General features: G+C 68.2%; 21 protein-coding genes. 4 read left to right on the top strand and 17 right to left on the bottom strand.

The features are described from left to right. Positions 1-155 precede the first annotated feature (155 nt). On the bottom strand, positions 156-548 hold the full coding sequence (locus tag DMB37_RS25560) for a DUF4254 domain-containing protein (RefSeq protein ID WP_107654202.1): 393 nt from the start codon (positions 546-548) through the stop codon (positions 156-158). A 278-nt stretch (positions 549-826) separates the two neighbouring features. Here DMB37_RS25560 and DMB37_RS25555 point away from each other — a divergent pair, with 278 nt between their 5' ends. Both DMB37_RS25555 and DMB37_RS25550 read left to right on the top strand, forming a co-directional pair. Beyond that, positions 827-1,636, top strand: coding sequence for a GntR family transcriptional regulator (locus DMB37_RS25555; RefSeq protein WP_107654201.1), 810 nt, complete (start codon positions 827-829; stop codon positions 1,634-1,636). Then, positions 1,633-2,271 (top strand): GNAT family N-acetyltransferase, encoded by a 639-nt coding sequence (locus DMB37_RS25550; protein ID WP_135234842.1) that lies wholly within the window; start codon positions 1,633-1,635, stop codon positions 2,269-2,271. The genes DMB37_RS25555 and DMB37_RS25550 overlap by 4 nt, the downstream gene beginning before the upstream one ends. Before the next feature lie 83 nt (positions 2,272-2,354). Here the strand turns inward: DMB37_RS25550 and eccCa are convergent, their stop codons facing one another. Genes eccCa through eccD form a run of 3 tightly spaced genes read right to left on the bottom strand, consistent with a single transcriptional unit; the run spans position 2,355 to position 9,403 of the window. Further along, entirely contained in the window at positions 2,355-6,431 is a 4,077-nt protein-coding gene (eccCa, locus tag DMB37_RS25545; protein ID WP_135234841.1) for a type VII secretion protein EccCa, read from the bottom strand. Positions 6,432-6,479: 48 nt separating this feature from the next. Beyond that, positions 6,480-7,889, bottom strand: coding sequence for a type VII secretion-associated serine protease mycosin (mycP, locus tag DMB37_RS25540; RefSeq protein ID WP_305036209.1), 1,410 nt, complete (start codon positions 7,887-7,889; stop codon positions 6,480-6,482). A 38-nt stretch (positions 7,890-7,927) separates the two neighbouring features. Beyond that, on the bottom strand, positions 7,928-9,403 hold the full coding sequence (eccD, locus tag DMB37_RS25535; RefSeq protein ID WP_135234840.1) for a type VII secretion integral membrane protein EccD: 1,476 nt from the start codon (positions 9,401-9,403) through the stop codon (positions 7,928-7,930). 241 nt (positions 9,404-9,644) lie between these two features. Here eccD and eccA point away from each other — a divergent pair, with 241 nt between their 5' ends. Then, on the top strand, positions 9,645-11,477 hold the full coding sequence (eccA, locus tag DMB37_RS25530; RefSeq protein ID WP_135234839.1) for a type VII secretion AAA-ATPase EccA: 1,833 nt from the start codon (positions 9,645-9,647) through the stop codon (positions 11,475-11,477). A 229-nt stretch (positions 11,478-11,706) separates the two neighbouring features. Here the strand turns inward: eccA and eccB are convergent, their stop codons facing one another. Beyond that, on the bottom strand, positions 11,707-13,221 hold the full coding sequence (gene eccB / locus DMB37_RS25525; RefSeq protein ID WP_135234838.1) for a type VII secretion protein EccB: 1,515 nt from the start codon (positions 13,219-13,221) through the stop codon (positions 11,707-11,709). Between the two features lie 128 nt (positions 13,222-13,349). Here eccB and eccE point away from each other — a divergent pair, with 128 nt between their 5' ends. Continuing rightward, positions 13,350-15,149, top strand: coding sequence for a type VII secretion protein EccE (gene eccE / locus DMB37_RS25520; protein WP_240771652.1), 1,800 nt, complete (start codon positions 13,350-13,352; stop codon positions 15,147-15,149). Positions 15,150-15,212: 63 nt separating this feature from the next. On the opposite strand, the gene DMB37_RS25515 is transcribed toward eccE, so the two are convergent. The 12 genes from DMB37_RS25515 to DMB37_RS25460 all read right to left on the bottom strand — a co-directional run bounded on the left by DMB37_RS25515 (position 15,213) and on the right by DMB37_RS25460 (position 23,786). Beyond that, entirely contained in the window at positions 15,213-15,506 is a 294-nt protein-coding gene (locus tag DMB37_RS25515) for a type VII secretion protein EsxR (protein ID WP_135234836.1), read from the bottom strand. 50 nt (positions 15,507-15,556) lie between these two features. Further along, entirely contained in the window at positions 15,557-15,853 is a 297-nt protein-coding gene (locus DMB37_RS25510) for a WXG100 family type VII secretion target (protein WP_135234835.1), read from the bottom strand. Between the two features lie 87 nt (positions 15,854-15,940). Next, positions 15,941-16,732 carry an ESX secretion-associated protein EspG gene (locus DMB37_RS25505; RefSeq protein ID WP_135234834.1) on the bottom strand — a complete coding sequence of 264 codons (792 nt, stop codon included), beginning with the start codon at positions 16,730-16,732 and terminating at the stop codon, positions 15,941-15,943. Continuing rightward, entirely contained in the window at positions 16,729-17,715 is a 987-nt protein-coding gene (locus DMB37_RS25500) for a PPE domain-containing protein (protein ID WP_135234833.1), read from the bottom strand. Before DMB37_RS25500 ends, DMB37_RS25505 begins: the two co-directional genes overlap by 4 nt. A gap of 47 nt (positions 17,716-17,762) precedes the next feature. Next, complete coding sequence (locus DMB37_RS25495; protein WP_135234832.1) at positions 17,763-18,107, bottom strand: PE domain-containing protein; 345 nt, start codon at positions 18,105-18,107, stop codon at positions 17,763-17,765. Between the two features lie 17 nt (positions 18,108-18,124). Next, the gene (locus DMB37_RS25490; protein ID WP_135234831.1) at positions 18,125-19,519 is read right to left on the bottom strand and encodes a hypothetical protein; all 1,395 of its coding nucleotides are present in this window, start codon (positions 19,517-19,519) and stop codon (positions 18,125-18,127) included. Beyond that, positions 19,516-19,833, bottom strand: a complete 318-nt coding sequence (locus DMB37_RS25485; RefSeq protein ID WP_107654187.1) for a type VII secretion target — start codon at positions 19,831-19,833, stop codon at positions 19,516-19,518. The genes DMB37_RS25490 and DMB37_RS25485 overlap by 4 nt, the downstream gene beginning before the upstream one ends. Positions 19,834-19,926: 93 nt before the next feature. After that, positions 19,927-20,229, bottom strand: coding sequence for a YbaB/EbfC family nucleoid-associated protein (locus DMB37_RS25480; RefSeq protein ID WP_135234830.1), 303 nt, complete (start codon positions 20,227-20,229; stop codon positions 19,927-19,929). 26 nt (positions 20,230-20,255) lie between these two features. Next, positions 20,256-20,612, bottom strand: a complete 357-nt coding sequence (locus DMB37_RS25475) for a hypothetical protein (protein WP_135234829.1) — start codon at positions 20,610-20,612, stop codon at positions 20,256-20,258. 56 nt (positions 20,613-20,668) lie between these two features. Then, the gene (locus tag DMB37_RS25470; protein WP_135234828.1) at positions 20,669-21,451 is read right to left on the bottom strand and encodes an ESX secretion-associated protein EspG; all 783 of its coding nucleotides are present in this window, start codon (positions 21,449-21,451) and stop codon (positions 20,669-20,671) included. After that, positions 21,448-23,283, bottom strand: a complete 1,836-nt coding sequence (locus tag DMB37_RS25465) for a hypothetical protein (RefSeq protein ID WP_135234827.1) — start codon at positions 23,281-23,283, stop codon at positions 21,448-21,450. Before DMB37_RS25465 ends, DMB37_RS25470 begins: the two co-directional genes overlap by 4 nt. Before the next feature lie 236 nt (positions 23,284-23,519). Then, a complete protein-coding gene (locus DMB37_RS25460; RefSeq protein WP_135234826.1) occupies positions 23,520-23,786 on the bottom strand; it encodes a hypothetical protein in 267 nt (88 codons plus the stop codon).

Genomic DNA, 23,786 nt, shown 5'->3' with positions numbered 1-23,786 from the left:
TCTTCAGCAGCGACCATATGACTCTGCTCGGCTCGAAATGCCCGACAACGCAACCACAACCAGATGACCACATAGCCGGCGCCTGACTACTCGGCCTCCCCCGACGCGACCGCGAAAACCGTTCGCGGGCTAGCGGTCTGGCGACTGGTGCGGAGTTACCACTCCGGGAGACGACGCCGACCCGCGAGAATGTCGCGGACGAGATCGTCGTAGGCATCGGCGAGTTCGGCAAGGTGATGCCAAGCGCCGTGCAGTCTTTCGTCGTGTGCGTCCAGGGTCATCAGCGCGTGGTGCGCGCGCACCGAGGACTCGGCGAGGCGGTCGATGACCGCGCCGACGGTCTCGGTGTGCAGGGTCGCACCGAGCCGGTGCTGGGGCACACTGCGTGCGACCCAGTCATCGATGGCCATGACCAATTCGACTCTGCGGCGCTCGATTTCGAGGACCACCGTCGGGTCGGTGTCCACCGAACCACCGCGGCCGACCAGTCGCCGCTCGTGCAGCACCGCGAGATCGCGGGCGAACCAGAGCAACGGACCGCCGACCACGCGGTGTCCACGACACGCCCGAACAAGTAGATCCGAGGTGGGAAGCAGTCCAGGAGCATGTGACTGCACCACCGAATCGGCACACCGCAAAGTGCCGGGAAGCGCCATTACGACTGTTGTATCCGAACCTGCCACGTTGCCTCGCCGTCATCGCCGCACAACACCGGATCAGGACGTTCATTACAATAAACCTCTGAAGGCACCTGTCAAGCGTTACCGGGCCGTAGGAAGTCACGAAGAGTACACTTCGTTACCTGCACGACCAACCGAGGAGCAAGATGGCGGACGGTCCGACGTACCACCGGATCGCAGACCTCCTCCGCGAGGAGATCCGCGCAGGCAAGTGGAAACCGGGTGATCGGTTGCCCAGCCACACGGAGCTGGCCGAGCACATGCAGGTCTCGCTTACCACCGCTCGCAACGCGATTCAGGTGCTGGTCACCGAAAATCTCGTCTACACAGCGACTTCCCGCGGCACCATCGTGCGAAACCAGGAAGTTCTGGAATCAGTTGTCACCGACCATATCCGACACGACCGGCCGAAGTCGCCGCACGATATCTTCGAGGAGATCGCGCGCGCCGCGCACCGGACGCCGTCCAAGGAGTTCAGCGCGAAGATGGAGCCTGCGGGTCCTTCGGTCGCGCTGTGGCTCGGCGTGCCCGAAGACTCCTGGGTGCTGGCCAGGACGGTCGTCCAGTATCTGGACAACGAGCCGTGGTCCTGGGAGGTCAGCTTCTATCCACGAGACCTGGCCGAGGCCACCGGAATCGACTCGCCGCACGACATTCCGGAGGGCACCACCCGCCGACTGGCCGTCAGCGGGCACGCCGAGACCGCCCATCGCGACACGCTGACGGCGCGGCCCGCCACCGCCGAAGAGGCCACCGTGCTGGGCGTGGCGGCGGGCACGATCCTGCTGGACCATCTGCGGATCGGCGCCAACCACGAGCGGGTCACCAGGGCCACCCGGCACCGCTCCATCGCCGCGAGTAACCGGCTGGCCTACCAGCTCGGCGACGCCGAAGGACTGGCCGTCATCGGGCGCACCCTGGGCGTGCCGTACGGACCGGGCATCGCGACGGCATGAGTATCATGCTCCGCCAGGCGACAATTGGTGATCTGGGCGTGATCTGCCGTCTGCGCCTGCAGCGCACCGCATGGCTCACCACGCGCGGCTCCGATCAGTGGACGGTCGCGGGTCGTGGCCTGCCCATCGAGATCTTCGCACGCTCGGTCGGCCGGTCGATGGACGCCGGCGAGACCTGGATCGCGGAGGTTGCGGGCGAGCCCGCGGGCACGATCACCGTCAACCGCCATGCCGACCCGGGGCTGTGGTCGCCGTGGGAATTATCCGACGCGGTCATCGTCCACTACATGATCGTCGACCTCCGCTTCGCCGGGCAGCGCATCGGCCAACGACTGCTCGCCCACGCGGGATGGCTTGCGCGCCAACAGGAGCGCGACTGGGTCCGCCTCGACGCCTGGACCACCAACACCGAACTGCACGACTACTACCGCAGAGCGGGCTTCCACTTCGCGCGCATCGCAGGCCCGATAGCGACCGGTCCGTCCCGCGCCCTGTTCGAACGTCGCGCCGACAGCTGGGATTTCGACGCCGCGGTCACGGTCCCCGCCGCCCGCGTCACCGGGACCACCCCGAACCTCGGCTTGGTCCCACCCAATCCCACTGCTAATTTCGCTGCGGGCCAACCCAACAACTGACCCGTACCGCGCGTGATCGCCAGCCGAGCCACCACCGCGTCGGCAGCTCGCCACGGCGAACCGACTCGGCGGCGGCCCCACTCTTACTGCGTAGGCGGCATATACGCGATCTGCACCATCTCCTGGCCCTTGCTGCGCGAGGCCAAGGTGCCGCGGCCCGGCGGGAGCTTGCTGGGCCGGATCTCACCGATGATCTTGCCCTCGTCCCGGGAGCCGCTCATGACCAGCGTGTCCACCGACAGGTTCTTCAGGCCACCGATGATCGGGTCGTAGAGGGCGCGCGACACGCCACCCATGCGGCGGGTGACGACGAAGTGCATGCCGATATCGCGGGCCTGCGGCAGGTATTCGATCAGCGCGGCGAACGGGTTGATGCCGCCGGTGGCCACCATGTCGTAGTCGTCGACCACGATGTAGATCTCCGGGCCTTCCCACCAACTGCGCTCGCGCAGCTGCTGAGGGGTGATGTCGGAACCCGGGATCCGCTTGGACAGGAACTCCGCGACCTCGGCGATCATCGGCCCGCAGGTCTGCGACGAGGTGGAGTACCCGGCGAGGTGTTCGCCCTCGACCACGCCGAGCATGGTGCGGCGGTAGTCGATCATGATGATCTTCGCCTGATCCGGCGTCGAATTCTCCACCACGCCCGTCACGATGTTGCGCAGCAGCGTGGTCTTGCCGGATTCGACGTCGGCGAAGGCCATGAAGTGCGGATCCGACCCGAAATCCAGGACCAGCGGCTGCAATTCGGATTCGCCGAGACCGACGACCACCCTGGTCGGGCTGAGCTCGATGCCCTGTTCCCTGGTGATGGCCAGCAGGTCGTCGCGGTTGAACTGCAGCGGCAGCATGCGCACCTCCGGCGCCCGCCTGCCCGCGTGCAACTCCGCGAGTTCCTGACGCGCCAGGGTGACGCCGTCGGCCAGCGATTCCGGATCGGAGTTGGAGTCCAACCGCGGCAAGGCGACCAGCATATGCAGCTGTTCCGGAGTGAGACCGCGGCCCGGACGACCCACCGGAACCTGGAAGGCGGTGCGCCGCCCCATCTCCGAGTCGGTCGGATCACCGAGGCGCAGCTCGAGCCTGGTGCCGATCTGGTCCTTGACCACCGGCCGGATCTCGGCCCACCGGGACGCGCCGATGATGAGGTGGATGCCGTACGACAAGCCCTGTGCCGCAATGGCGGTGATCTGCGGCTCCAGCACGTCGAACTCTTCGCGGATCACCGCCCAGCCGTCGATCACCAGGAACACGTCACCGAATCGGTCGTCGGCCAACGGATTACCCGCCGACGCGGCGCCGTCGGGCACATGCGCCGCCGCGGCGAACTTGCGCCGCCGGAACTCCGCCATCGACTCGATACCGAGTTCGGCGAACCGTTCCTCGCGCTGCCGCATCAGCGAGGTGAGCTCGGCGATGGTGCGCCGGACCCGGTCGCTGTCGAGCCGGCCTGCCACCGAGCCGACGTGCGGCAGGCCGACCAGGCCCGCCATACTGCCGCCACCGAAGTCGAGGCAGTAGAACTGCACGTGCTGCGGGGTGTGGGTCGCCGCCGCGGCCATGATGATGGTGCGCAGGGTCGTCGACTTGCCCGACTGCGGACCACCGACGACCGCCACATTGCCTTGGGCGCCGGCCAGACTGATGGTCAGCACGTCACGACGCTGCTCGTACGGCTTGTCGATCACGCCGATCGGCATCCACAGCTGACCGTGCCGGTTGACCGGCGAGCGCCAGTCCGGGTCGGGCAGCAGCATGTCGACCGTCGGGGACTCCTCGAGCGGCGGCAGCCACACCTCGTGCGCCGGGCGGCCGTGCCCGGTCAGGCGTTTGACGACCACGTCGAGCAGCGAGTCCGGGATGCCTTCGTCCGGACCGGGCGCGTTGAGCGCCGACGGCGGCGGCGGGAGTTCGAGCAGCGGGTTCGACGGCGACGGCGGCAGATCCAGTGCGGAATCTTCCTCCACCGGTTCCGGCAGCTCGACCGGCGCGGCGGTGAACACTGCGGGCCGCTGGCCGCCGACCGGACTACCGTCCTCGCCGGTCACCGTGCCCACCGGCGCCACATAGGGACCGGACACGTAACTCGCGTTGAACCGCAACGGATCTGAGGCGTCGCTCTTCAGATAGCCTGCGCCAGGCACACTCGGCAGGTGGTAGGCGTCGGTGATGCCGAGGACCGCGCGCGATTCGTTGGCGGAGAAGGTGCGCAGACCGATTCGGTAGGACAGGTGCGACTCGAGGCCGCGCAGCTTGTTCTCCTCCAGCCGCTGCGAGGCGAGCAGCAGGTGCACGTGCAGCGAGCGGCCGAGGCGGCCGATCATCACGAACAACTCGGCGAAATCCGGCTTCTGCGACAACAGTTCGGAGAACTCGTCGACCACGACGAACAACGCCGGTAGCGGATCGAGCGGCACGCCCGCGGCACGCGCCTTCTCGTAGTCGGTGACGTTGGCGTAGTTGCCCGCCGACCGCAGCAGTTCCTGGCGCCGGTTCATCTCACCGGCGAGCGCGTCTTTCATGCGGTCTACCAGGGACAGTTCCTCTTCCAGGTTGGTGATCACCGCGGCGACGTGCGGCAGTGAATCCAGCCCGAGGAACGTGGCGCCACCCTTGAAGTCGACCAGCACCAGGTTCAGCGCGTCCGGCGAGTGCGTGGTGACCAGCGAAAGCACAAGCGTGCGCAGGAACTCCGATTTACCCGAGCCGGTCGCGCCGATGCACAGTCCGTGCGGGCCCATGCCGTTCTCGGCCGACTCCTTGATGTCGATCTCCACCGGCGTGCCGTCGGGGGTGATGCCGATCGGCACGCGCAGCCGTTCGCGCGCGGTGCGCGGCCGCCATACCCTGGCGGGATCGATCTGCGCCGCGTCCGGGATCTTCAGCAACGCCATCAGGCCCGGGTCGGCCGTCGAACCCTCACCGAGACTGACGATCTGGGCCGCCGTGGCCAGCCGGTACCGCGACAGTGCCCGGGAAAACGCCTCGGCCTCCGCCGAACTCACCACGTCGGCGGTGGCGAACTTCTCCACGCCCGCCGCGCTGCGGGCGGACACGTCGCCGTCCGCGGCGACCAGCTGGAGGCCGCGGCGCGCCGCGAGACCACCCTCCGGTGCGGTGAGGTCGAGCACGGTCACCGAATCCAGTCCGGACTCGCTGATCAGTCGTTCGTTGCCGTTGACGTACCCGTCATCGATGATCACCACCAGGTGCAGCCGCCCCTGGGTGGGTTGCGGGTTGCGCATGAACCGGCCGCGCTCCATCAGCTCGGCCGACAGCGCGGTCTCCAGCTCGCCCAGCGAGGTGTACATCATCCTGGCCGAGCCCATGCCGTCGCGCAGGGTCGGATGCTGCAGGTGCGGAAGCCATTTCGCCCAGCCCCAGGCCCCGTCCGGGTCCGCGCAGACGATGGCGACCGCGAGATGGTCCGGCCCGTGGAAGGTGACCAGCTCCATCAGCATCGAACGCGTCAGCATGCGCGCGTCCTCGGCCGGGCCGCCGATATTGATCGCGGGGAAGGCGCGCAGCGACACCGCGGTCGGCAAGCTGTGCACCACCGAATGGGTACGCACGAAGCGACGCAGCGCGACGGTGGATACCGGCTCCAGGTCCTCCAGCGGACCGGTCTCCGGCCTGGCCAGCTTCGTGGCCAGCCGGTGGCTGCCGATGCCGACGCGGACGTGGCCGAAGTCCGGATCGTTGGGCCTGCGCTCCCACATCCGCCGGGTGCCGATCAGCGAGGGCAGGTCGGCCGGGTCCGGATGGCTCCAGGCCAGCGTCTCCAGCTGCTTGCTGCCGGTGCGCCGCACGTCTTTACGGATCTGATCGAGGTAGCGGAAGTAGTCCTTGCGCTCCTCGTTGAGCTCGACGGCGCGCTTGCCCGTGCCGCCGCGGAAGCCCGCCATCATGCCGACCATCGACATCAGCATCATCATCGGGAACATCATCGACAGCGGATTGGCCAGCAGATTGCGGCCCATCATCGCCATCATCGCGATCATGCCGATCACCGCGACCACCATGACGACCGGCATCAGCTTCATCATCAGCGGGGCAGGCAGCGCGCGCGGAATCTCCGGCGGCGCGGTCAACGCCACCTCACCACCGGGTGCCCGGGGCGGCGCTATCCGGGGGCGTCGTACGAAACCTTCGGTAGCCATGAGTCCTTCGATCGGTCGAGCTGTCTGCGGTCGGCGCGGAGCCTGCCGCTAGGGGTCGTATTCGGCGTCGATCTCCCTGCGTCTGCGGCGGAACGGGATCGCCACCGCGATACCGATGGCCAGGGCGGTCAGGCAGGTCAGTGAGCCGATCACCGCGATCCGGCGCGGCCGAGGGTCGGGACCGGGCGGGATGACCGGCGCGGCGATCACCCGCCCGACATCGGCGCCGGCGTTCACCGGACGATCGGGCAGTTGCGCGGTCAGCGCGGCCAGCGGATCGATCAGGCCCGCGCCGATCGCGTCGTCGTGGCCGGTGCCCGGCGCCTGCGCGGTGCGCACGATGCGGTCGATCACCTGCTGGGCATCGAGATGCGGGAAACGCGAGCGCACCAGGGCCGCCAGCCCGGCGACGTACGGCGCCGCGAAACTGGTGCCGTCCACCGGACGGATGCCCTCGGTGGTCTGCACGCCGTTGACCAGGCCGACGCCGCCCGGCTTGCTGTCCAGCGACACGATATTGCGGCCGATCGCGCTGACCCCGATCCACGGTCCGTGCAGCGACAGGTCCGACGGCTTACCGTCGGCGTCCACCGAGCCCACCGCGAGCACATACGGCGAGAACCAGGCCGGGCTGGCGACGGTGGTGACCGCGCCCCATCCGGTGCCCTCGTTCTGGTTCTTGCACGGCCCATCGGTCTCGACGTTGCCCGCGGCGGCCACCACGACGACATTGCGGTCGTAGGCGTACTTCACGGCGGCACCGAGCGAAGAGTCGGCGGTATCGGAACCGGCTGGGCTGCAGGCTACTTCGGAGATGTTGATGACGGTGGCGCCGAGGTCGACCGCGCGCACCACGGCCGCAGCCAGGGTGAGCACGCTGCCGTAGCCGTCGGCGCGGATGGCGCCGGGCGCGCGGTCACCCGCGCGATCCTTCTTCTCGTAGGCGAGGCTCAGCTGCCGGATGGTGAGGATCTCGGCCTCGGGCGCCACACCGGCGAACGCGTCGCCCGGACTCGGCTGGGCCGCGATGATGCCCGCCACCAGCGTGCCGTGCCCGTCGCAGTCGACGCTGCCGTCGGTGTCGGAGACATAGTCGCCACCGGTCTGCAGGAACGGCAATCGCGGATGCCGGTTCACTCCGGTATCGATCACCGCGACCTTCTGCCCGGCGCCCCTGCTGAACTGCCAGGCAGAGGGCAGCTCGAGGACCCGCTGCGCGATCGGCGGCTCGTTCGGCGGGGGGCCGGTGAGCGCGGGCTCGGCGCACAGGTCGCGCTGTTCGGTCGGCTCCAACGGCGCGGGGCGGCCGCTCAGCGCCTGGGCGATGGCGAGCGCACCCGGATCGATGACGGGCCGTGAGATCGCGGAGGCGGGCGGCGCCGGCGCACCCACCAGGCCGATCACCGCGGCGACGCAGGCCATCCGCAACAGGCTGCGACGGAAGGCGCTAGGTCTCATCGCTCGCTGCGCTCACGAGGTCTCATGGCTGCCCGCGCTCATATGTTCCTGGCCATCGAGTAGACGTTCATGATCCAGAGCACCAGCGGAATCAGCGCGATGATCAGCAGATATTCGAAGATCTCGATCATCCGCCTTGTCACCGGGGTGACCTCGATGTGCGGTCCGATCACGCCGAAGCCGACCGTGCCCGCCGCGAAGGCGACCAGCAGGCCGACGCCGAACATCTCGAAGTCCGTGTCGCCCATGGCCGTACCGAGGATCAGCGCCACGAAGATGACGATGCCGCCTGCGATCAGCGTCGCGGCCTGGGTGAGATCGGCGAAGGATCGGCCGCGCAGGCACAGGATGATTCCGGTGACGACGGCCAGCGTGAGGCCCTGCCAGCGGGCGGCGCCCAGCGGGTCGGCCGCGCCGAACGCGCCGATCACCGCGCTCAACGTGCACGCGATGATCAGGCCGGATTGGTACTGGTTGGCCGCACGGGCCCGCTCGCCGAGGCCGGCCGCCGACGGCAGTGCGGTGGCGCCGATCGCGCCGATGCCCTCGATGGTCGGGCGCTGTTCGTGATCGGCCGGGTCGATCGCCGCACCCGCGGTGGGCACCGGCGGGATCGGCAGCCGGGCGAGGCCGGCGGCCATGCGCGGCACCATCGACAGCATCGCGACGCCGACGACCACCAGGGCGGCGGACAGCTTCGGCAGGCCGGGATGCCAGACGAGATACACCGCAGCGGAGATACCACCGATCACGCTGGCCGCGGCCGCGGCTGAGAACAGGGTGGCGCCGCTACCGATGAGCCGATAGCCGAGCACCGCGGCCACCAGTGTGACCGAACAGGCGAGCAGCAGATGCGCGCTGCCGAGCGCGCCGGGCACGAAAAGCGCGGCACCGCCGAACAAGAGCAGCAGACCGTCCAGCGACAACCAGGTGGCGGTCGTCGGATCCAGGTATTTGCGGGCGGCGAAGCCCGCGGCCACGAAGGCGCCGATACCGGCGGCCGACAGTACGAACGCGGGGGCGAGCGGATCGCCGTGCCCGCGCGAGATCACCAGCAGGGTCAGTGCGGTGAGCACCGTCAGCACGGAGGTGACCAGGCCCATCCAGCGCGCGGAGTTACCGGTCCAGCTGCGGAACTCCTCGGCGGTGAGCCGGGATACCGCGTCGATCACGTCGTCGAAGAGCGCGGGCGCTTCCTTCGCGGTGACCGAACGGAGCACGAGCAGTTCGCCGTCGTGCACGTCCGCGTCGGTGAGTGTGCGGCTCGGTGCGAAGGCCTCTTGACCGACGCGTGCCAGGGTCCAGTGCTGGGCCTGCAGCGGCACCGAGTCGTCCTCGGCGTCGACCTGCTCGGGATTGCGCGACTCGATCAACGCCACCAGATCGCCGATGAAGCTGGCGATCGGGACGGTTGCGGGCAGCCCGACATCGAGCTGAGTGTTGCCGCCGATGACGGATACTCGACTCAGCTCGGGCTCAGCGGCACGTGTGCCACTGGTTGGTGACTCGATCAACGACCCCGGACCCCCGGCCTCTCCACTGGCGATTGTTCACGCCCCAATTGCACTGCATGGAACGTCTTCTGAGCGAACGACTCAGACACAGTCAGACTCTCATGTAGACAACACTTGCGTTGCAACCTCCCGGCAGCTGAACCTAATGTAACGGACAGACCAGGCACTGCGCGATCGGTAGTCTGGGGGGCATAAAGAACTTATCCGCTACTACGAACGAAGACTTCGGGGTCCGACAGCCATGACCGGCAATCGCCAAGCACAACGCGCCTTCGACGCCGGAATTCTGTCGCTCGGATTGTCCATCGAAGGGCAGGAATCCGCGCGCGACCTCGAGTACGCGAAGCTGGCCTTCCAGCGCGCCACCGAGTGGGACCCCACCATGTGCGACGCGTGGCTCGGCCGCGCGGCCGCCGGTGAGCTCACCAAGGACGTCTTGTTCAACATGCACAAGACCAGCACCAGCACGCTGTACCGGGAGCAGCGCAGGCTCGGACTGCGGCCGCGTGAGCTCGCGGGCCGGTTCCTGCCCGGCCTCTACATCGACTACCCGCTGGCCAGTTACACCGAGATCTGGCTCGCCTGGGCCGCGCAACTCATCGCGGACAAGGAGTACGACGAGGCCGAGCGGGTGCTCAACGATCTCGACGCGCACCGCAGGTCCCAGCTGAGCGACCCGGATCGCGAGATCGACAACCGCATCTGCGCCTACGTCCGCGGCGTGCTGCACTACAACACCCAGCGCTGGCCCGATGTGATGACCGTGCTGGCCGGGTCCGCCGAGTGGGACGATCCGTATCTCGCGGCCGGTGCGAACGTCATGGTCGGCACCGCGTGCGCGCAGCTCGGCTTGTTCGGCGAGGCGATCCGCCGGATGGAACAGGCCGAGGCGGGCCCGATTCCGGCGGCCCGGTCCACCGCCATGTTCTGCCGCGGCCTGTGCCTGCGCGAATCCGGCAACGAAGAAGTAGCGCAGGGCCTGTTCGAGAAGGTGTACTCGCAGGCACCGGATTTCGAGGCGAACACCACCGCGATGCGCGACCGCACCTACCGGATCAGCGTCACCTCCCGGGAAACGATCGACGCCCGCACCGACAAGTGGGATCCGGCCTCCGCGCCATCGTTGAAGCAGCTCGAGCAGGCCGAGACCGAGGACCGGGCCAAGAAGATCCTCGCCGAGGCCCGCGCCGAACTGGACTCCCAGATCGGTTTGACCTCGGTGAAGACCCAGGTGGCCAAGCTGCAGTCGAGCGCGCAGATGGCGAAGATCCGGGCCGAGAAGGGCCTGGCCGCCGGGGCGCGCGGTCAGCACCTGGCCTTCACCGGACCGCCCGGCACCGGTAAGACCACCATTGCCCGCGTGGTCGCCAAGATCTATTGCGGCGTCGGCATCTTGAAGACCGACAAGGTGGTCGAGGCCAAGCGCGTCGACTTCGTCGCCCAGCACCTCGGCGGCACCGCGGTGAAGTCGGAGGCGCTGATCGACAGCGCGATGGACGGCGTGCTGTTCATCGACGAGGCCTACACCCTGATCCAAACCGGTCTGCAAGGCGGCGACTCGTTCGGCCGTGAGGCCGTCGACACCCTGCTGGCCCGGATGGAGAACGACCGCGATCGGCTGGTGGTGATCATCGCCGGATACGACGGCGAGATCGATCGCCTGCTCGCCGCCAACGACGGTCTGGCCTCCCGGTTCTCCAAGCGGGTGCAGTTCCCGTCCTACACACCCGACGAGCTCGGCGAGATCGGCAAGGTGATCGCGCACAAGCGGGACTCGGAGCTGTCCGACGAGGCGCACGAGCTGCTCGTCAAGGCCTGCACCCAGCTCTACTCGATGCAGAGCACCGACCAGAGCGGTCAACCGCGCCGCGGCGTCGACCTCGCGGGTAACGGCCGGTTCATCCGCAACGTCATCGAGGCCGCCGAGGAAGAGCGCGAGTTCCGCCTGGCCAACGACGAGACGCTGGACCTGGCCAATATCGACGAGTCGATGCTGATGCGCATCGAGGCGCCGGATATGCACACCGCACTCACGGGCATTCTCGCCTCGCTGAACGTCGGCTTCACCGGCTGAACCGCGGGTAAGGCCGAGCGCCGCACAGGCTGAGCGTTCCGTCTGACGGCTGCACGGCCGGATTCTCCACGAGCCCGCGCGCTCAGCCGTTACCCACCGAGCACTACGGAGCCCGGCTGCTCCACGGACTTGCGCTGAGCGCTTGTTCTCCTGGCGCACAACGGGACTCAGCTGCGCCACCGGATCCAGCGCCCGATGAGCTGAGCGCTGGCCCTGCTGACCGTGCCGACTATTGCGGCGGCTCCAGCGGCAGCTGATCGCGTGCCGTGAGCGCTTCTTTCGCGGACAGGGTCGCGCCGGGCACCATCTGGCCGATGATGGCCCACGGCGCGAGGCGCGGGGTGTCCCCCAGGCCGAGCACACCGGCGGTCTCCATATCCGGAACGCCGTAGCGGACACCGTTGTCGGCGACGTAGAACAGACTGCCGCGCCGCGGGCTGCCGGGGCCCATGCCGGTCACCTGAACGAACTCGCCGCTGCCCGGCGGGACGTACACCGCGTCCACCCGGTCGCCGGTGCCGTCGGAGGTGGCCAGTGCAACGGTCTTCGCCTTTTCCGCGATCGGCACGCGCACGCCGGCCAGCAGGGTGATCGAGGCGCGTTCGGCCGGGCCGTCACCCGCGTCGGCCTTGCGGTTGGCCGGGGCGGTGCCGGGCGTCTTGGACCACGCCACACAGGCCACCGGGGCGTCTTCGGCGTTCAGGATCTTCGGGGTCTCGACCGGAAAGTCGTTGACCGGCAACACATGCACCACCGGCACCCGATCGAGCACGTCCGGCGGCATGGTCGGGATCTCGCTCATCCCGTGCGAGTCGGCGAACCGGATCACCTGCGCGGTGAACGGGCTCACCGGCTGCAGCCCGTCGGCGAGCACGGCGTACAGCTGCGGCTTGCCGTCGCCGACATCGCGCACCGAAATAACGCCGCCCACCGGGATTTTCGACAACGGACCCGGCCCGGGCTGGCCCGCCTGCGGGATCTGCGGGGCCGTGAGCGCGGGGACTTCCGTGGTGGCGCCGAGCATTCCGGTGCCGATCGGGCGCGGGCGGTGCATTGTCAGGTTCAGCGCACGGATCAGCACCGAGTTGGCGGGGTCGACCTCGGCCCGCTTGCCGTCGTAGACCAGGTAGGTCTTGTCGCTGCGCTTCACCAGCAGCGCCTCGTCCTTGGTGACCGTGCGGATCCGATCGCCGAGGGCGGGGCGGCCCGCGATGACGGTGGTGGTGCCGCCGGTGGCCGAGGCCGCGCTGCCGCCCTGCGACAGCGGGATCGTCTCGCACAGCGACCATTCCGAGCGAGAGCCCTGCGATGACCCGGGCAGCGCGCTGGGCGCACCGGGGATACCGACCATCGGGCCGCGCGGCATGCTGTTGAGCTTGCTGTCCTTGACGCCGTGCGGCTCGGCATTGCTGCCGGTGATCAGGCGGGCGGAGGCGAGGTTCAGGACGGGGTGCAGTGTCTTGTTGCCGTTGTCGGACTCCACGACCACATACAGTGCGCCGCTCTGCTTACCCGACACGATCAGCGCGTCACCGATGGCGCCCTGTGGCCGCAGGAAGCTCAGAATGGCCGCACCGGCGATAATAAGTATCCCCAGCACCGCGCCGACCCACAGCGAGCGCACCTGGGACCGCATCGGATCGTGCAGCATCCGCACATCGCGCCGTACCAGCGCGTGATCCAGTCGGCGCAACAGGAATCGGTACCCGTTGACCTGGGCTCGGGTAGTCAGCTGTGCCGGCACAAGGTCTCCATCGAACTGTCGAGAACCATCTTCATCGACACGGTACCGTAATTCCAGGACGGCCCTGAACCGATGAATTCATGGCCCATCGGCGGTGGCCGAACAGGTGGCAGACAGGGACTTACGCGGTGACGACAAGTGTGAACGAGACCAGGCCCGCCGGGGCGACCGAAGCGGAAGGCACCGGCGCCTCGACGCGGAATGCCGACCGGCCCTCGGCCTACGACACCCTGCGTGACCCTGAGTTCTGGCTCTTCCGTATCTATCCGCTGCGGGTGCTCGTTCCGGTGGTGGTGCTGGCCGCGACGCTGGCCTGGATCATCCTCGCCACCACCGAGTCGCTGTGGGGCGCGATCGGCGCCGGCGCCGCGCTCGCGGTGCTGCTGCTGATCCCGATGCGGGGCCGCACCCCGGCGGCGCGGATCGGCGGCGCACTGGCCAGGCGGCGCAGCGGGCTGCGCCCCGCCGACCAGCTGGCCCAGGCGCCCGCCTTCGATGTGCCGTTCAGCGAGGGCGGCGGTTACGGGGTGCGCTGGGACGGCGAGCTGCTGCTCACCATGCTGCGGATCGACCCGCCGCCGGACGCGCTGACGCTGCTTCGCCGCGGTTCGCTCAGCACCGACCAACTGCTGCCGCTCACCGAGATCGCCCGCTGCCTCGATCAATTCGATCTGACGCTGGCCGGGGTCGACATCGTGAGCACGGGCGCGCGCACGGCGGGCACCGGCATCATCTCGCACCTGTACGACCGCATTCTCGGCCCGCTGCCCGCCATCGCGCACCGCACCCTCTGGCTGGTGCTGCGGCTGGATCCGCTGGCCAATGCCGAGGCGGTGGACAAGCGCGGGGGCGGCGGCACCGGCGCCCTGCGCACCGCGATGATCGCGACCCGCCGGGTGGCGAACCGGCTGGCCGCCCACGACATCGCCACCTCGGTGCTGACCGCCGCCGAAATGAACAGCGCCGTCCGCGAACTCACGCACGGCTTCGAGCTCGACCAGCTCACCGAATCGCCCGGCTCACTGGAGTATCAGGGCCGCTACCTCACCCACTATCAAATCGGCGCGGACATGGTCGGCCCGCGCGGCCTGGCCGATATCTGGACGGTGCAGAGCCTGTCCACCACGGTGACCCTGCGGCTGCGGCCCGGCGCGCACCGGCACGACACCCGGGCCGATCATGCGGGCACCGTGGTGCTCAATGCCGTGGTCCGGTTCGACACCACCTTCGAGCCGGAGGAGCCGCCGCTGCCCGGCCTGCGTGAGCTGCCGGGCAATCAGATGCGAATCCTGTTGGACACCTTGCCGATCGGGGCGGCGGGCCGCTGGGGCTCGGACACCGGGTACCGGGGCACCATCACCGCGCTCACCGATATCGCGGTGCCGACGGCGGGCTGCGGACAGCTGATCGGCGCCGACGAGCTCGGCCAAGGCATCGCGGTGCCGCTGGTCGGCGAGGGCACCCGGCATCTGGAGGTGATCGGCAACCTGGATCTGGCCCAGCAGGTGATCCTGCGGGCGACCGCGCTCGGCGCGCACGCCATCGTGCATACCGCCCGGCCCGACGCTTGGCACACCATGGTGACCAATCTCGATGCACCGCAGGTGATCTCGATCGCACCACGGTCGGCGGGCGCCAGCTATCACGCGCCCGCCGCGCCACCCTTGCCCGCCGCGCCCTACCCGAGCACCACGGTCGTCGTCTTCGACGGCATCGCGCCGACCGCGCACGCCGGTGGCGCCACCATCGTGCACGTGCGTACCCCGGACCAGCCGCCTGCACCGATCGACGCCGACGTCACGCTGATCCAGGATCCGGACGCGCCGAACCGGATCACCGTGCGCACCGCCACGGCCAGCGCGACCGTGTTCATGGTGACCACGCCGGACGAGATGCACTACATCGGCGAATCGCTCGCCGCGCGCTGACCCGAAAACCGAAACGGCCGACCGGAACTGGATGCTCCGGTCGGCCGTCAGGTGACGGACATGTCAGAAAGCGGCGAAACCGTCGCCGACCTTGCCATCGGCCTCGAGCGCACGCTGCAGCGCGTTCTCCACCTGGGCGCCGAGGGCGTCCAGCTTCGTCAGGGTGTCTTCGAGCCCCTCGAGCAGGTTCTTGTTCTGCGCGTCGAAACCCGCCTTGGCCTGCTCACCGGCCAGGTTGGCGTGGAAGTTGCTGGCAGCCTGCGTGAACGAGTCGATCTCGCCCTTCATCTTGCCGCCGTAGGTCTGCAGGTCGTCGTACAGCGCGTTCATGGCTACGGGATCGTAAAGGATGGTCATTTTTCAGTTCCTTCGAACGATGGATGGTGAAACAGAGCGGAGCAGACCGATCAGGCCTGGTCCATGGCCTGCAGCTTGCTCTTGCCCTCATTGACGGCCTGGGTGAACAGGTCGAAGCGCTTGTTCAGGTCCTCGGCCTCGTCGTGCCAGTCCTGCGCTACCTGGACGAACTTGGAGGACGCGTCGCCCTTCCAGCCCTTCAGCACATCCTGCGCGGCCTGGTCGATTTCCTTGACCGAGGTGCGGAGGTTGTTGATGGCGGTCTCCAGATCGCTGACGACCGAGTCGATACCGCCGGCCTCGACACCAACAGCCTTATCCGAGCCACCGAGAGAGGTGAGTGACATTTCTTTGACCTTTCGTCATATGTGAGGACCGTTCCTAGACGAACGGTCTCGTTGATATCCGAGACAACCGAAGTTGCCACCCGAGTACTACTGAGGCAGCCACCTCCCCCCGGGCAGTCCCTCGATCAACGTGGCGACTGCTTGCGCAACCCGGTGGTCGGTACCTGGCGTGACCGTGGACCAGACCTGCTGATCCGGGGAGACCGTTGGCGCGGCGACGATCCGCCCGCGGGCGGTGTCGTACACGGCGACTGCGCCGGGTGCCCTTCTGGTCACGCCGTCCTCATGGGTGCACGCCACGATTTCGGCGTAGGCGTGCGTTGCGCCGAAGGCGAGCCCCAACTTGGTGGCGTCGCGATCGGGGGCACCCAGGGCATAGAGAGCGTCGGTGAGCTCACTGGCCGTCGCGGCCGAGTCGAGCCGCTCGGCCAGCTCCGCGGCGGGGACGCTGAAATTGGGAATGTCGGCGGCGGGACACGGATCCATGGCGGCGAGCAGCGGCCGCACCAGATCGGTCGCCGAGCCGTCGGTCCACACCTGGCGCACATCGAAGTCGTCGCCGGAGCGGACGGCGACCGCGTGCGTATGCCCGCGGCGCACCACACAGACTCGGCGCGAACCGTGCTCGGTGTAGATGCGCGCTACCAGTTCCTGCTCCGGCAGCGCCAGCGTGAACAGCGTGAGCGCCAGCTCCGCGTCTACTTCACCGTGCGCGTCGATCAGGCCGTCGTCGGTCAGCGTGGCCACCGCGTGTTCCTGCGCCCGCTGCCATTCCTCGTACGAATCCTGCTGCGGCCCCACCGATAAGGCCAGCGGCAGGGTCTGCACGCCGATCCGGTCGGCGACGGCGAGCAGCGCGTCGTTGGTCAGCGTGGTCACGGCGCACCGCCGGACTCGGTCCGAGTCTCGGTGGGCGCCTTGGCCACCGGCTCGGTACCGCCGAGCACCGCTGGGGCAGCTTGGATTTCGCCTTCGAGCCCGATCTGGTCGGCCTCACCAGCGAGGCTGGCCCGCGGGAACCTGGTCGAATCCTGGGACGCGCCTGCCGCACCCATCGCACCGGGGGCCACCGGCGCGGACTGGCCGGTCGCGCTCGTCGTGCCGACCTGGCTGCTGCGGGCCACCGGCTCGGCGGTTGTGGTGGATTGCGAATACACCGGCGCGCGGTAGGCGGACAGCTCCCGCGGCGGCAAGGCGGGCATCGCGAACGACCCGACCGGCACGCCCGCGAAACCCGGCATGGATTTCGGCGCGGCAGCCGCTGCCGCGGCGGCGGACTGCTCGGCGATCCACGCCTGCTCCGGCGCGATCTTCGGCGGTTCCTGGTGCTGCCACGGCGTCGCCAGCGGCTCGGCGGCCGTTTCGTAGCTGCGCATCACCCGCGACGCAACGGCTTTCGCGACGTCTGCTTCCGCTTCGTTGTCCGCGGCGACCGCCCGAATCGGTGCGCCGAGCATCGCGCCCACGCTTTCCACCGCCTGCTGCACCTGCTTGATCTTCTCGATCTCGGCGGTGTTCGGCATGGCCAGCCTGGCCACCTCGTACGCGGTGACCTGCGCCTGCAGGCGCGCGGCGTTCGAGCTGGCGGTCGCGGCCGCGTCCACCAGCCACTGGCGCAGGGTGGACACCTTCTCCATGACCTCGCCGCTACGCCCGGACTGCCATGCGCCGCGCAGCGCAGCAAGGACCTGCTCGTACTCGAGCACCGCCGCACCGAAAACCGTGGCGAGCCGCGCCCATTCGGCGGCTGCCTCAGCCATCGGCAAGGAGCCCGGTCCCGTGGTGAGATCCTGCGCGAGCCGCTCCGGCGGCCGAGCCTCCCACACCACGCCGGTGAACCCAGGCTTCGGTGGTTCGATCATTGCTGCGCTGTGCCCTTCCAAGACAGGCCTTTCCAGTGGACTTCGCCTCAGGCGGTTCTGCCGCCCGCGGCGTCGAAGTCCGCGACACTGTCACTTTCGATCTGGCTGAACTCCTTGGTGTGCATCCGCAACGTGGCCGCCAGCTTTCGCATCTCCTGCACGCTGGCCTGCGCGCTCGCCAGGTACGAGGTGGCGACCTCGTTCCCGGTTTGCGCGGCCCGGCCGGAGACTTCGTCGGCTCCAGCAGGCTGGATCGTCAACGCCTCCTCGGCGGCCTGCAGATCCGCGGCCAGTCGATCGGCGAGGACGTCCAGGCCATTCGATGCCTTCCCCGCCGCGGCAGGGTCGAACTGGACGCTCGCGAATGCGTCCCCTATCCCGTCAGCACCCATGAGATTCTCCTAATCGGTCAGAGCGTGAGTTCTTTGTCCGGCGGCGGTTCCGAAGTGCTGTCGGCCGCGCCGACCACCGGCAACGAGACCCCCTCGATACGGCCGACCACTTCGTCGCCGTGCTGGCTGGTCACCATCTGGCCGCGCAGCGAATCGCTGGTCGACTCGCCGTCCCTGGCCATTCCGGCACCCGCGGCACCAGCACCGGCCATCGGCATCATTCCGCCGCTGCCACCGGTGGTACCGCCGGTCGACATCGACGCGGGCGCAACCGAACTCGACCCGAGACCGGTCAGCCCGCTCATCGAGCCGACCGAGCCGCTGGCGACCCGGGTGCCCTGCCATGGGTTCAACGGAGCGGCAGGTGCGGCGGCAACGCCGGGGCCGGGTCCGGCGAAGGCGCCGGGGCCGCCGACACCGGCTGCGCTCGCAGCCGCCGCGTTGGCCTTCTCCTCATCGGAAAGTCCCACGCCCTCATGGACTTTCGAGTCGACCGTCTTCGGCGCGCTGAGCGCCGAGCTCGCCTGGGCGAGCTGACCGAGCGACTGTGCGGCGGTGGTCGCGGTGCCGATCAGCGGTGTGACCATGCTCATCAGCTGACTGAGCTGGTCGGCACCGCCGGCACCCGCGACGCCCTTGGGCGCGTTGGTGATCGGGACCTTGGTCCCGGCCTTGGTCATGGTGCCGCTGTGGCCGAGCAGTTCACCCTTGGTCTTGACGGTGATGCCGATCGCCTCGGCCATCGCCTCGACCGCGGACGCGGCCAGAAACACCTGTCCTGCAGGGGTTGCGGCGTACAGCGGTGCCGCGGCCAGGGTGGCGGAGAACTTCGCCACCACCGCGGACATCAGACCGGCGCCGGTGAAGACGCTGCTCGCCGCTTCGGTGAGCACGACCTTCTCTTCCGTGCTCTGCGCCTCCAGCTTGCCTGCGTCCGCCTGGGCCTCGCCTGCCTTCTTCGCCGCCTCCATCGCCGCCATGCCCTGCCACACCGACATCGCGGTCTGGATCGCGGATGTGCCGACCTGCATGACGGTTTGCATGACGGTCGAGATGCCGGACAACAGCTGGGTCGGGTCCGGCGCGGGCGCCCCCGCGTTCTGCGGCGAGCCTGCGGCATTCGCGGGCGCGGGCGCCGGTGCGGGCGCGCCCAGCTGTCCGGTGCCGAACGCCGCGGCCAGGTCGGTCAACGGCCGCATCAGCGCGGTGAAATCCAGCGGCGGCAGCGGCGGCATCTCCGGCAGCTGGATGAACGACGGCATCTCCGGCAGGTTCGGCAGCCCCATGTTGTGCAGGATGTCGTTCACCGGCTGATCGAGCATCGGGGCAAGGGCACTGCCGCGCAACAGATCCAGCACGGTCGGATCCAGTGGCTCCGCCCCCGGCGGTGGGATGGCCCCGGGCGTCGTCATGACTGCGAGCTGACCGATCCGATGGCCGCGCCCGACGCGCTATCGGTGACCTCGTAGGTGCTCGCCGCCTGATGCGCGGTCAGCGCGGTGCCCGCGTGCACCGCGGCCAGCTCGGCCACCGAGCTCAGGTGGTTCGCCTGCGCGAAGGCGAATGAGGCGAGGAACTCCTGGCCGATCAGGCCGAACACCGGCACGACCGTGGCGATGGTCGCCGCCTGGTCCACCGCGCCCGCCGAGGCGACTCCCGCGGCCATCGCGGCCGAGGCAGAGCCGTAGGCCCGAACCGCATCCGGAACAACTTCAATGTGATTCATGACTGACGTCCAATCCCGTAACCCCACATGGGGTTTCGACAAACCTTACCTATCGGAGCAACACTTCGCTGTCACGGTGTGCGCATCATCCGGTCACGTCACCGCGCTTTCCTCGTTGTACGCCGTGACCAGCTCGGCGCGCTCGGCGAAGGCCCGATATGCCGCCGCCTGTGCGGTGTCGACCAGTGTCTTCTGGAAGTCGGCCGGCGACAGTTTGGCTATCGCACCGCCGAGGCTGAGCCCGACCAGCGCACCGTTGCCGTCCACCGAGGCGGTGACCGCCCCGTCCGGTGACGTCTCGGTCGCCAGGATCCCGGCGGTCGCGTCGTTGAGGTCGCGCAGCCGGTACATCTGCTTCTGCACCCGCGCGAGCAACTCGTCCATCGTCTCGACCATGACTACCTCCCGAATCCCCGTCCCAGTCAGACTGATCGAAGCCAGCTCTGCGGCTCGGTCTCGTACTCCTGCTCTTCGATGATCTCTTGTCTGGCGACTTCCTGCTCGGTGGGCAGGCCGGTCATCGACAACATCTCGGGAGTGAATCCCGCTTCCTTCAACTGCGCGCGGCGCGCCATCCCGGCCCGGTTCGCCGACTGCTTGCACAGCCGCAGGATCTCGGCTGCCAGGGCTTCCGGCGCGCGTCGCAATTGGTCCTGGTCGAGTTTGATGCCCAACGGCAGGCCCTGTTCGGTGGTGCGCACCGCGATAGAGCCGGTGAGCGAGGTCACCGTGAATTCCGTCGGAAACTCCTGTGGCGTATCGCCTTCAGGTGTCGTCATACCCGTCCCCTCCCCTCAGATGGGATCAGTAACAGCTTCTCACGCATGTCAACTCCTTATGCACGATCGTCTTTGATGGCCTTGACCACCTCGGCGATGTGAGAGTTGATCAACGCTCCCAACCGTTTGGTGTCCGCGGCAACCACCATGGTCGGATTGCCGGGCATAATGACGTATCTTCCGTCGTCGACCAGATCCCGCCACCGCATATACATGTTGGTGATACCGCGGGGGCCGAATCGGGAATGGCCCTGCTGCACCACAATGGTGCCGTCCAACGTCGCGTCCGCCTTATTGAACGCCTCGCTGCGGCTGTCCACCGCGTCCTCGAAATCCTGGATCCTGGAGCGCCCATAGGAATAGTCGAACTCGTCCGCGGCGCGTGGCTCGACCAGCACGAAATCGGACTGCTTTCCCGCCGGAACTTTCGGCAGCGCGGCGGCCACGGTATCGCCGAGCGAGAGCACCTCGTGTTCGGTCAGTGTGAAACCTTCGGCGTGCCAGAATGTCCGGCCCGGCTTCTGGGTGATCACGTAGGCGAAGTCACCCTTACGGGCGGCGAGCATTCTGACCACCCCCTTCGGGTTCCGTGGATCCTGCCCGTCGAGGCCGCGCACGATCAACCGGATGTCCGGACGAGCGATCGCGCCCAGGATCTCTTCCAACTCGTGACCCCAGCGCGCCCGCACGCGCCCCCACGCCTCGTGCATCGCCGCGCGAGCGTCGTCGTAGAACTCGGTCGAACTGGTGTACACGAGCGGTTCCGGCACAAGGTCCGCCTGCGTCGCGTCCCATGCCGCGGCGAACTCGAGGTCGGTGAAATCCCAGGTACGGTTCATTGCTCCACAACAGGTTTGACCACGACCGGCGCCTCACCGATCGCTTCTTCCAGATGCTCGGTGGAATCGAGGTAGTCGGCGCGCTTGTGCTCCTTCGTGTTTCCTGCGGCACCGGGGCCGGGACCGGGACCCATGCCCATGCCCGCGTTCGACGCGAGACCCGCCCGTGCGCCGGTCGCGGTACCGGTGGTCGTCGCCTCGGCCCGCGGGAACAGCTTGGAGGCCTTGTCCAGGTTCTCGCCGACACCGGCACCCTTCGGTATACCGGGGCCGGGTCCGCCACCAGCGCCTTTCGCCGAGGCCGCGCCCATCGCCTTTTTGGCCTGCTCCTCCAGGTCCTTCAGGCTCGGAATGCCTGGCAATCCGGCCTGGGCAGCCTGCTGCGCCGCCTGCTGCATCGCACCGGCCAGCTGCTGACCCATCTGCTGGGCCGCTTGCGCGAGCTGCTGGCCGATCTGCTGCGCCTGCTGCGCGGCTTGTTGCGCGGCCTGCTGAGCGGCTTGTTGCGCGGCCTGGCGTTGCTGCTCTTGGGCGCGGCGCTGTTGCTCCTCGCGCGCCTGCTGCATCTGCGCTTCCATGGCCTTGCGCTGCGCTTCGAGCTGCTGGCGCTGCTGCTCCAGCTGACGCTGCTGGTCCTGGGTCTGCTTCTGGGAGGGGACCCCGGGCGGCCCGGGAGGTCCGGGGGGTCCTGGCGGGCCGGGAGGACCGCCGGGTACCTGGGCCTTCACCGGCGGAATGGGATCGGGCAGCGTCGCGATCACCTGGTCGGCGTGCTCGACGCCCGGCACATACGCGCCGTTCATCGCCCGGATGTAGCCCTGGCGGCGTACCTCTTCCGCGCGAGTTTTGTGCGCTGCCACCGACTCCGGCGGCTTCAGCGGGACTTCGGTCGCGCTGGCCTGCGACAGACCGACATAGGTGGTGTACAACCATTCCGAAACGTACTCGAGATTGTCACCGACCAGGCGCATATTCGTCATCAGCGAATCGGCGCCGTTGCCATACGCGGTCATCGCTTTACGCGCACGGTTCGCGGCACCGTCGTCACCGGAGCTGCCGGGACTGCTCCACGACTGCGACGAGGCCGTCATCTTGTTCGACAGCGTGGTGAACGTCGACTTCAATTCCCCCGCCAGCCAACGCCAATCGGCCGCCGCCTGCGCCAAGACGATGGGGTGGTTGGCCATGGAGGTGATGATTTTTTGATAGTCGTCGTAGGTGAAGCTATTGGGATCGTCGGCGCGCACACCCTTGGGCTCGAATGTCACGTCTTTCGGGTTCGCCAAACTGTCCGGCAGACCCCATTTTTCCTCGGGCTTCCGATTCCCGGCTTCATTCCAGTCGGGTTGCTTCGTTTTCGGATTTCCGCTCGCCGTCAGGCGGTCGTTGTTCTCACTCAAACCCGCGGGGCCGGGGCGTGGTGAAAGAGTGTCGTGCAGCTTCGGATTCTTGTGGTCTTTGATCCACTTCTGGAGCTTGTCGAAATCGGCTTTGCCGCCCTCGTCCGCGCCGCTGTAAGCCTTGGCCGCCGCGACGAAGGTGTCGTTGAGGTCGTCGAGGATCCTGATGTGGTCATCGAGAATCTGCCCGAGCTCCACACCCTTTTGCGAAAAGCGTTTGGCCAGGGCTTCAGCCGAAGTCAACAGGTCTGCGAACGGTTTGATGCTGTCGACTCGCGCCACTTCCGCGCGGACCGTCGCCACGCGCACTCGGGCACCGTTCGCCGCGTTCACCAGACCTTCGAGGGCACCCGGCTGCAGCTCCAGCACGCCGTTGCGCGCCTCACGGACGAAACCGGCCCAAGGGGACGGTGGGGGTTTTTCCTCAGCCACAGGTCACGCTCCTGGCTAATGCCTGACCACTCATCCGCTTACCGGCCCTCCTCGTAGCCGCGACAGCCGACGTTTCGAGCACACGTCGGCATCGCAGCCAGTTCCTCTAGCGTGCCAATTCTATGGGTACTAGTGTCGCCCCTGCATGTACAGACCCGAATCCTGGTGGCACGCTTGCGTAGAACGCGCCGTGACCAGCAGGAATGTCCGGTGCGGGCGACGGCGCTCGATCTTGATCACCCGTCCTGCTCGAACGCGCGCTCGATCGCGGCCTGCCGTGCCGCCGCGTTGGAGCCGTCCAGCTGACCCGCGAACGCGGCGCGGGCGGCGGCGACCAGTTGCTCGGGAATGCTGGGATAGGCCTCGGCTATCTCCCACAGTGCTGCCACGGTAGGCACATCGAGACCGGTGTCCGTGGCGACGCCTTCCCCGCCGCGGACCGCATCGAGCGCCTCGTCGAAACTGTGCCGCAGTTCGTCCTCGGTCGGGTGGTCCAACAGCAT

Source organism: Nocardia sp. CS682, from assembly GCF_004634405.1.
In the GTDB taxonomy this organism is placed as follows: domain Bacteria; phylum Actinomycetota; class Actinomycetes; order Mycobacteriales; family Mycobacteriaceae; genus Nocardia; species Nocardia ninae.
The sequence above is the reverse complement of the archived record's forward strand: the minus strand, read 5'-3'. Positions and strand labels throughout refer to the sequence as shown.

Excerpts from the sequence above, each read along its gene's own strand:
- DMB37_RS25490 (WP_135234831.1), bottom strand. The coding sequence starts at position 19,519 with ATGACGACGCCCGGGGCCATCCCACCGCCGGGGGCGGAGCCACTGGAT.
- DMB37_RS25495 (WP_135234832.1), bottom strand. The coding sequence starts at position 18,107 with ATGGGTGCTGACGGGATAGGGGACGCATTCGCGAGCGTCCAGTTCGAC.
- DMB37_RS25480 (WP_135234830.1), bottom strand. The coding sequence starts at position 20,229 with ATGGTCGAGACGATGGACGAGTTGCTCGCGCGGGTGCAGAAGCAGATG.
- DMB37_RS25550 (WP_135234842.1), top strand. The coding sequence starts at position 1,633 with ATGAGTATCATGCTCCGCCAGGCGACAATTGGTGATCTGGGCGTGATC.
- eccA (WP_135234839.1), top strand. The coding sequence starts at position 9,645 with ATGACCGGCAATCGCCAAGCACAACGCGCCTTCGACGCCGGAATTCTG.
- mycP (WP_305036209.1), bottom strand. The coding sequence starts at position 7,889 with ATGAGACCTAGCGCCTTCCGTCGCAGCCTGTTGCGGATGGCCTGCGTC.
- DMB37_RS25470 (WP_135234828.1), bottom strand. The coding sequence starts at position 21,451 with ATGAACCGTACCTGGGATTTCACCGACCTCGAGTTCGCCGCGGCATGG.
- DMB37_RS25500 (WP_135234833.1), bottom strand. The coding sequence starts at position 17,715 with ATGATCGAACCACCGAAGCCTGGGTTCACCGGCGTGGTGTGGGAGGCT.
- DMB37_RS25510 (WP_135234835.1), bottom strand. The coding sequence starts at position 15,853 with ATGTCACTCACCTCTCTCGGTGGCTCGGATAAGGCTGTTGGTGTCGAG.
- DMB37_RS25485 (WP_107654187.1), bottom strand. The coding sequence starts at position 19,833 with ATGAATCACATTGAAGTTGTTCCGGATGCGGTTCGGGCCTACGGCTCT.
- DMB37_RS25460 (WP_135234826.1), bottom strand. The coding sequence starts at position 23,786 with ATGCTGTTGGACCACCCGACCGAGGACGAACTGCGGCACAGTTTCGAC.
- DMB37_RS25555 (WP_107654201.1), top strand. The coding sequence starts at position 827 with ATGGCGGACGGTCCGACGTACCACCGGATCGCAGACCTCCTCCGCGAG.
- eccCa (WP_135234841.1), bottom strand. The coding sequence starts at position 6,431 with ATGGCTACCGAAGGTTTCGTACGACGCCCCCGGATAGCGCCGCCCCGG.
- DMB37_RS25515 (WP_135234836.1), bottom strand. The coding sequence starts at position 15,506 with ATGACCATCCTTTACGATCCCGTAGCCATGAACGCGCTGTACGACGAC.
- DMB37_RS25475 (WP_135234829.1), bottom strand. The coding sequence starts at position 20,612 with ATGACGACACCTGAAGGCGATACGCCACAGGAGTTTCCGACGGAATTC.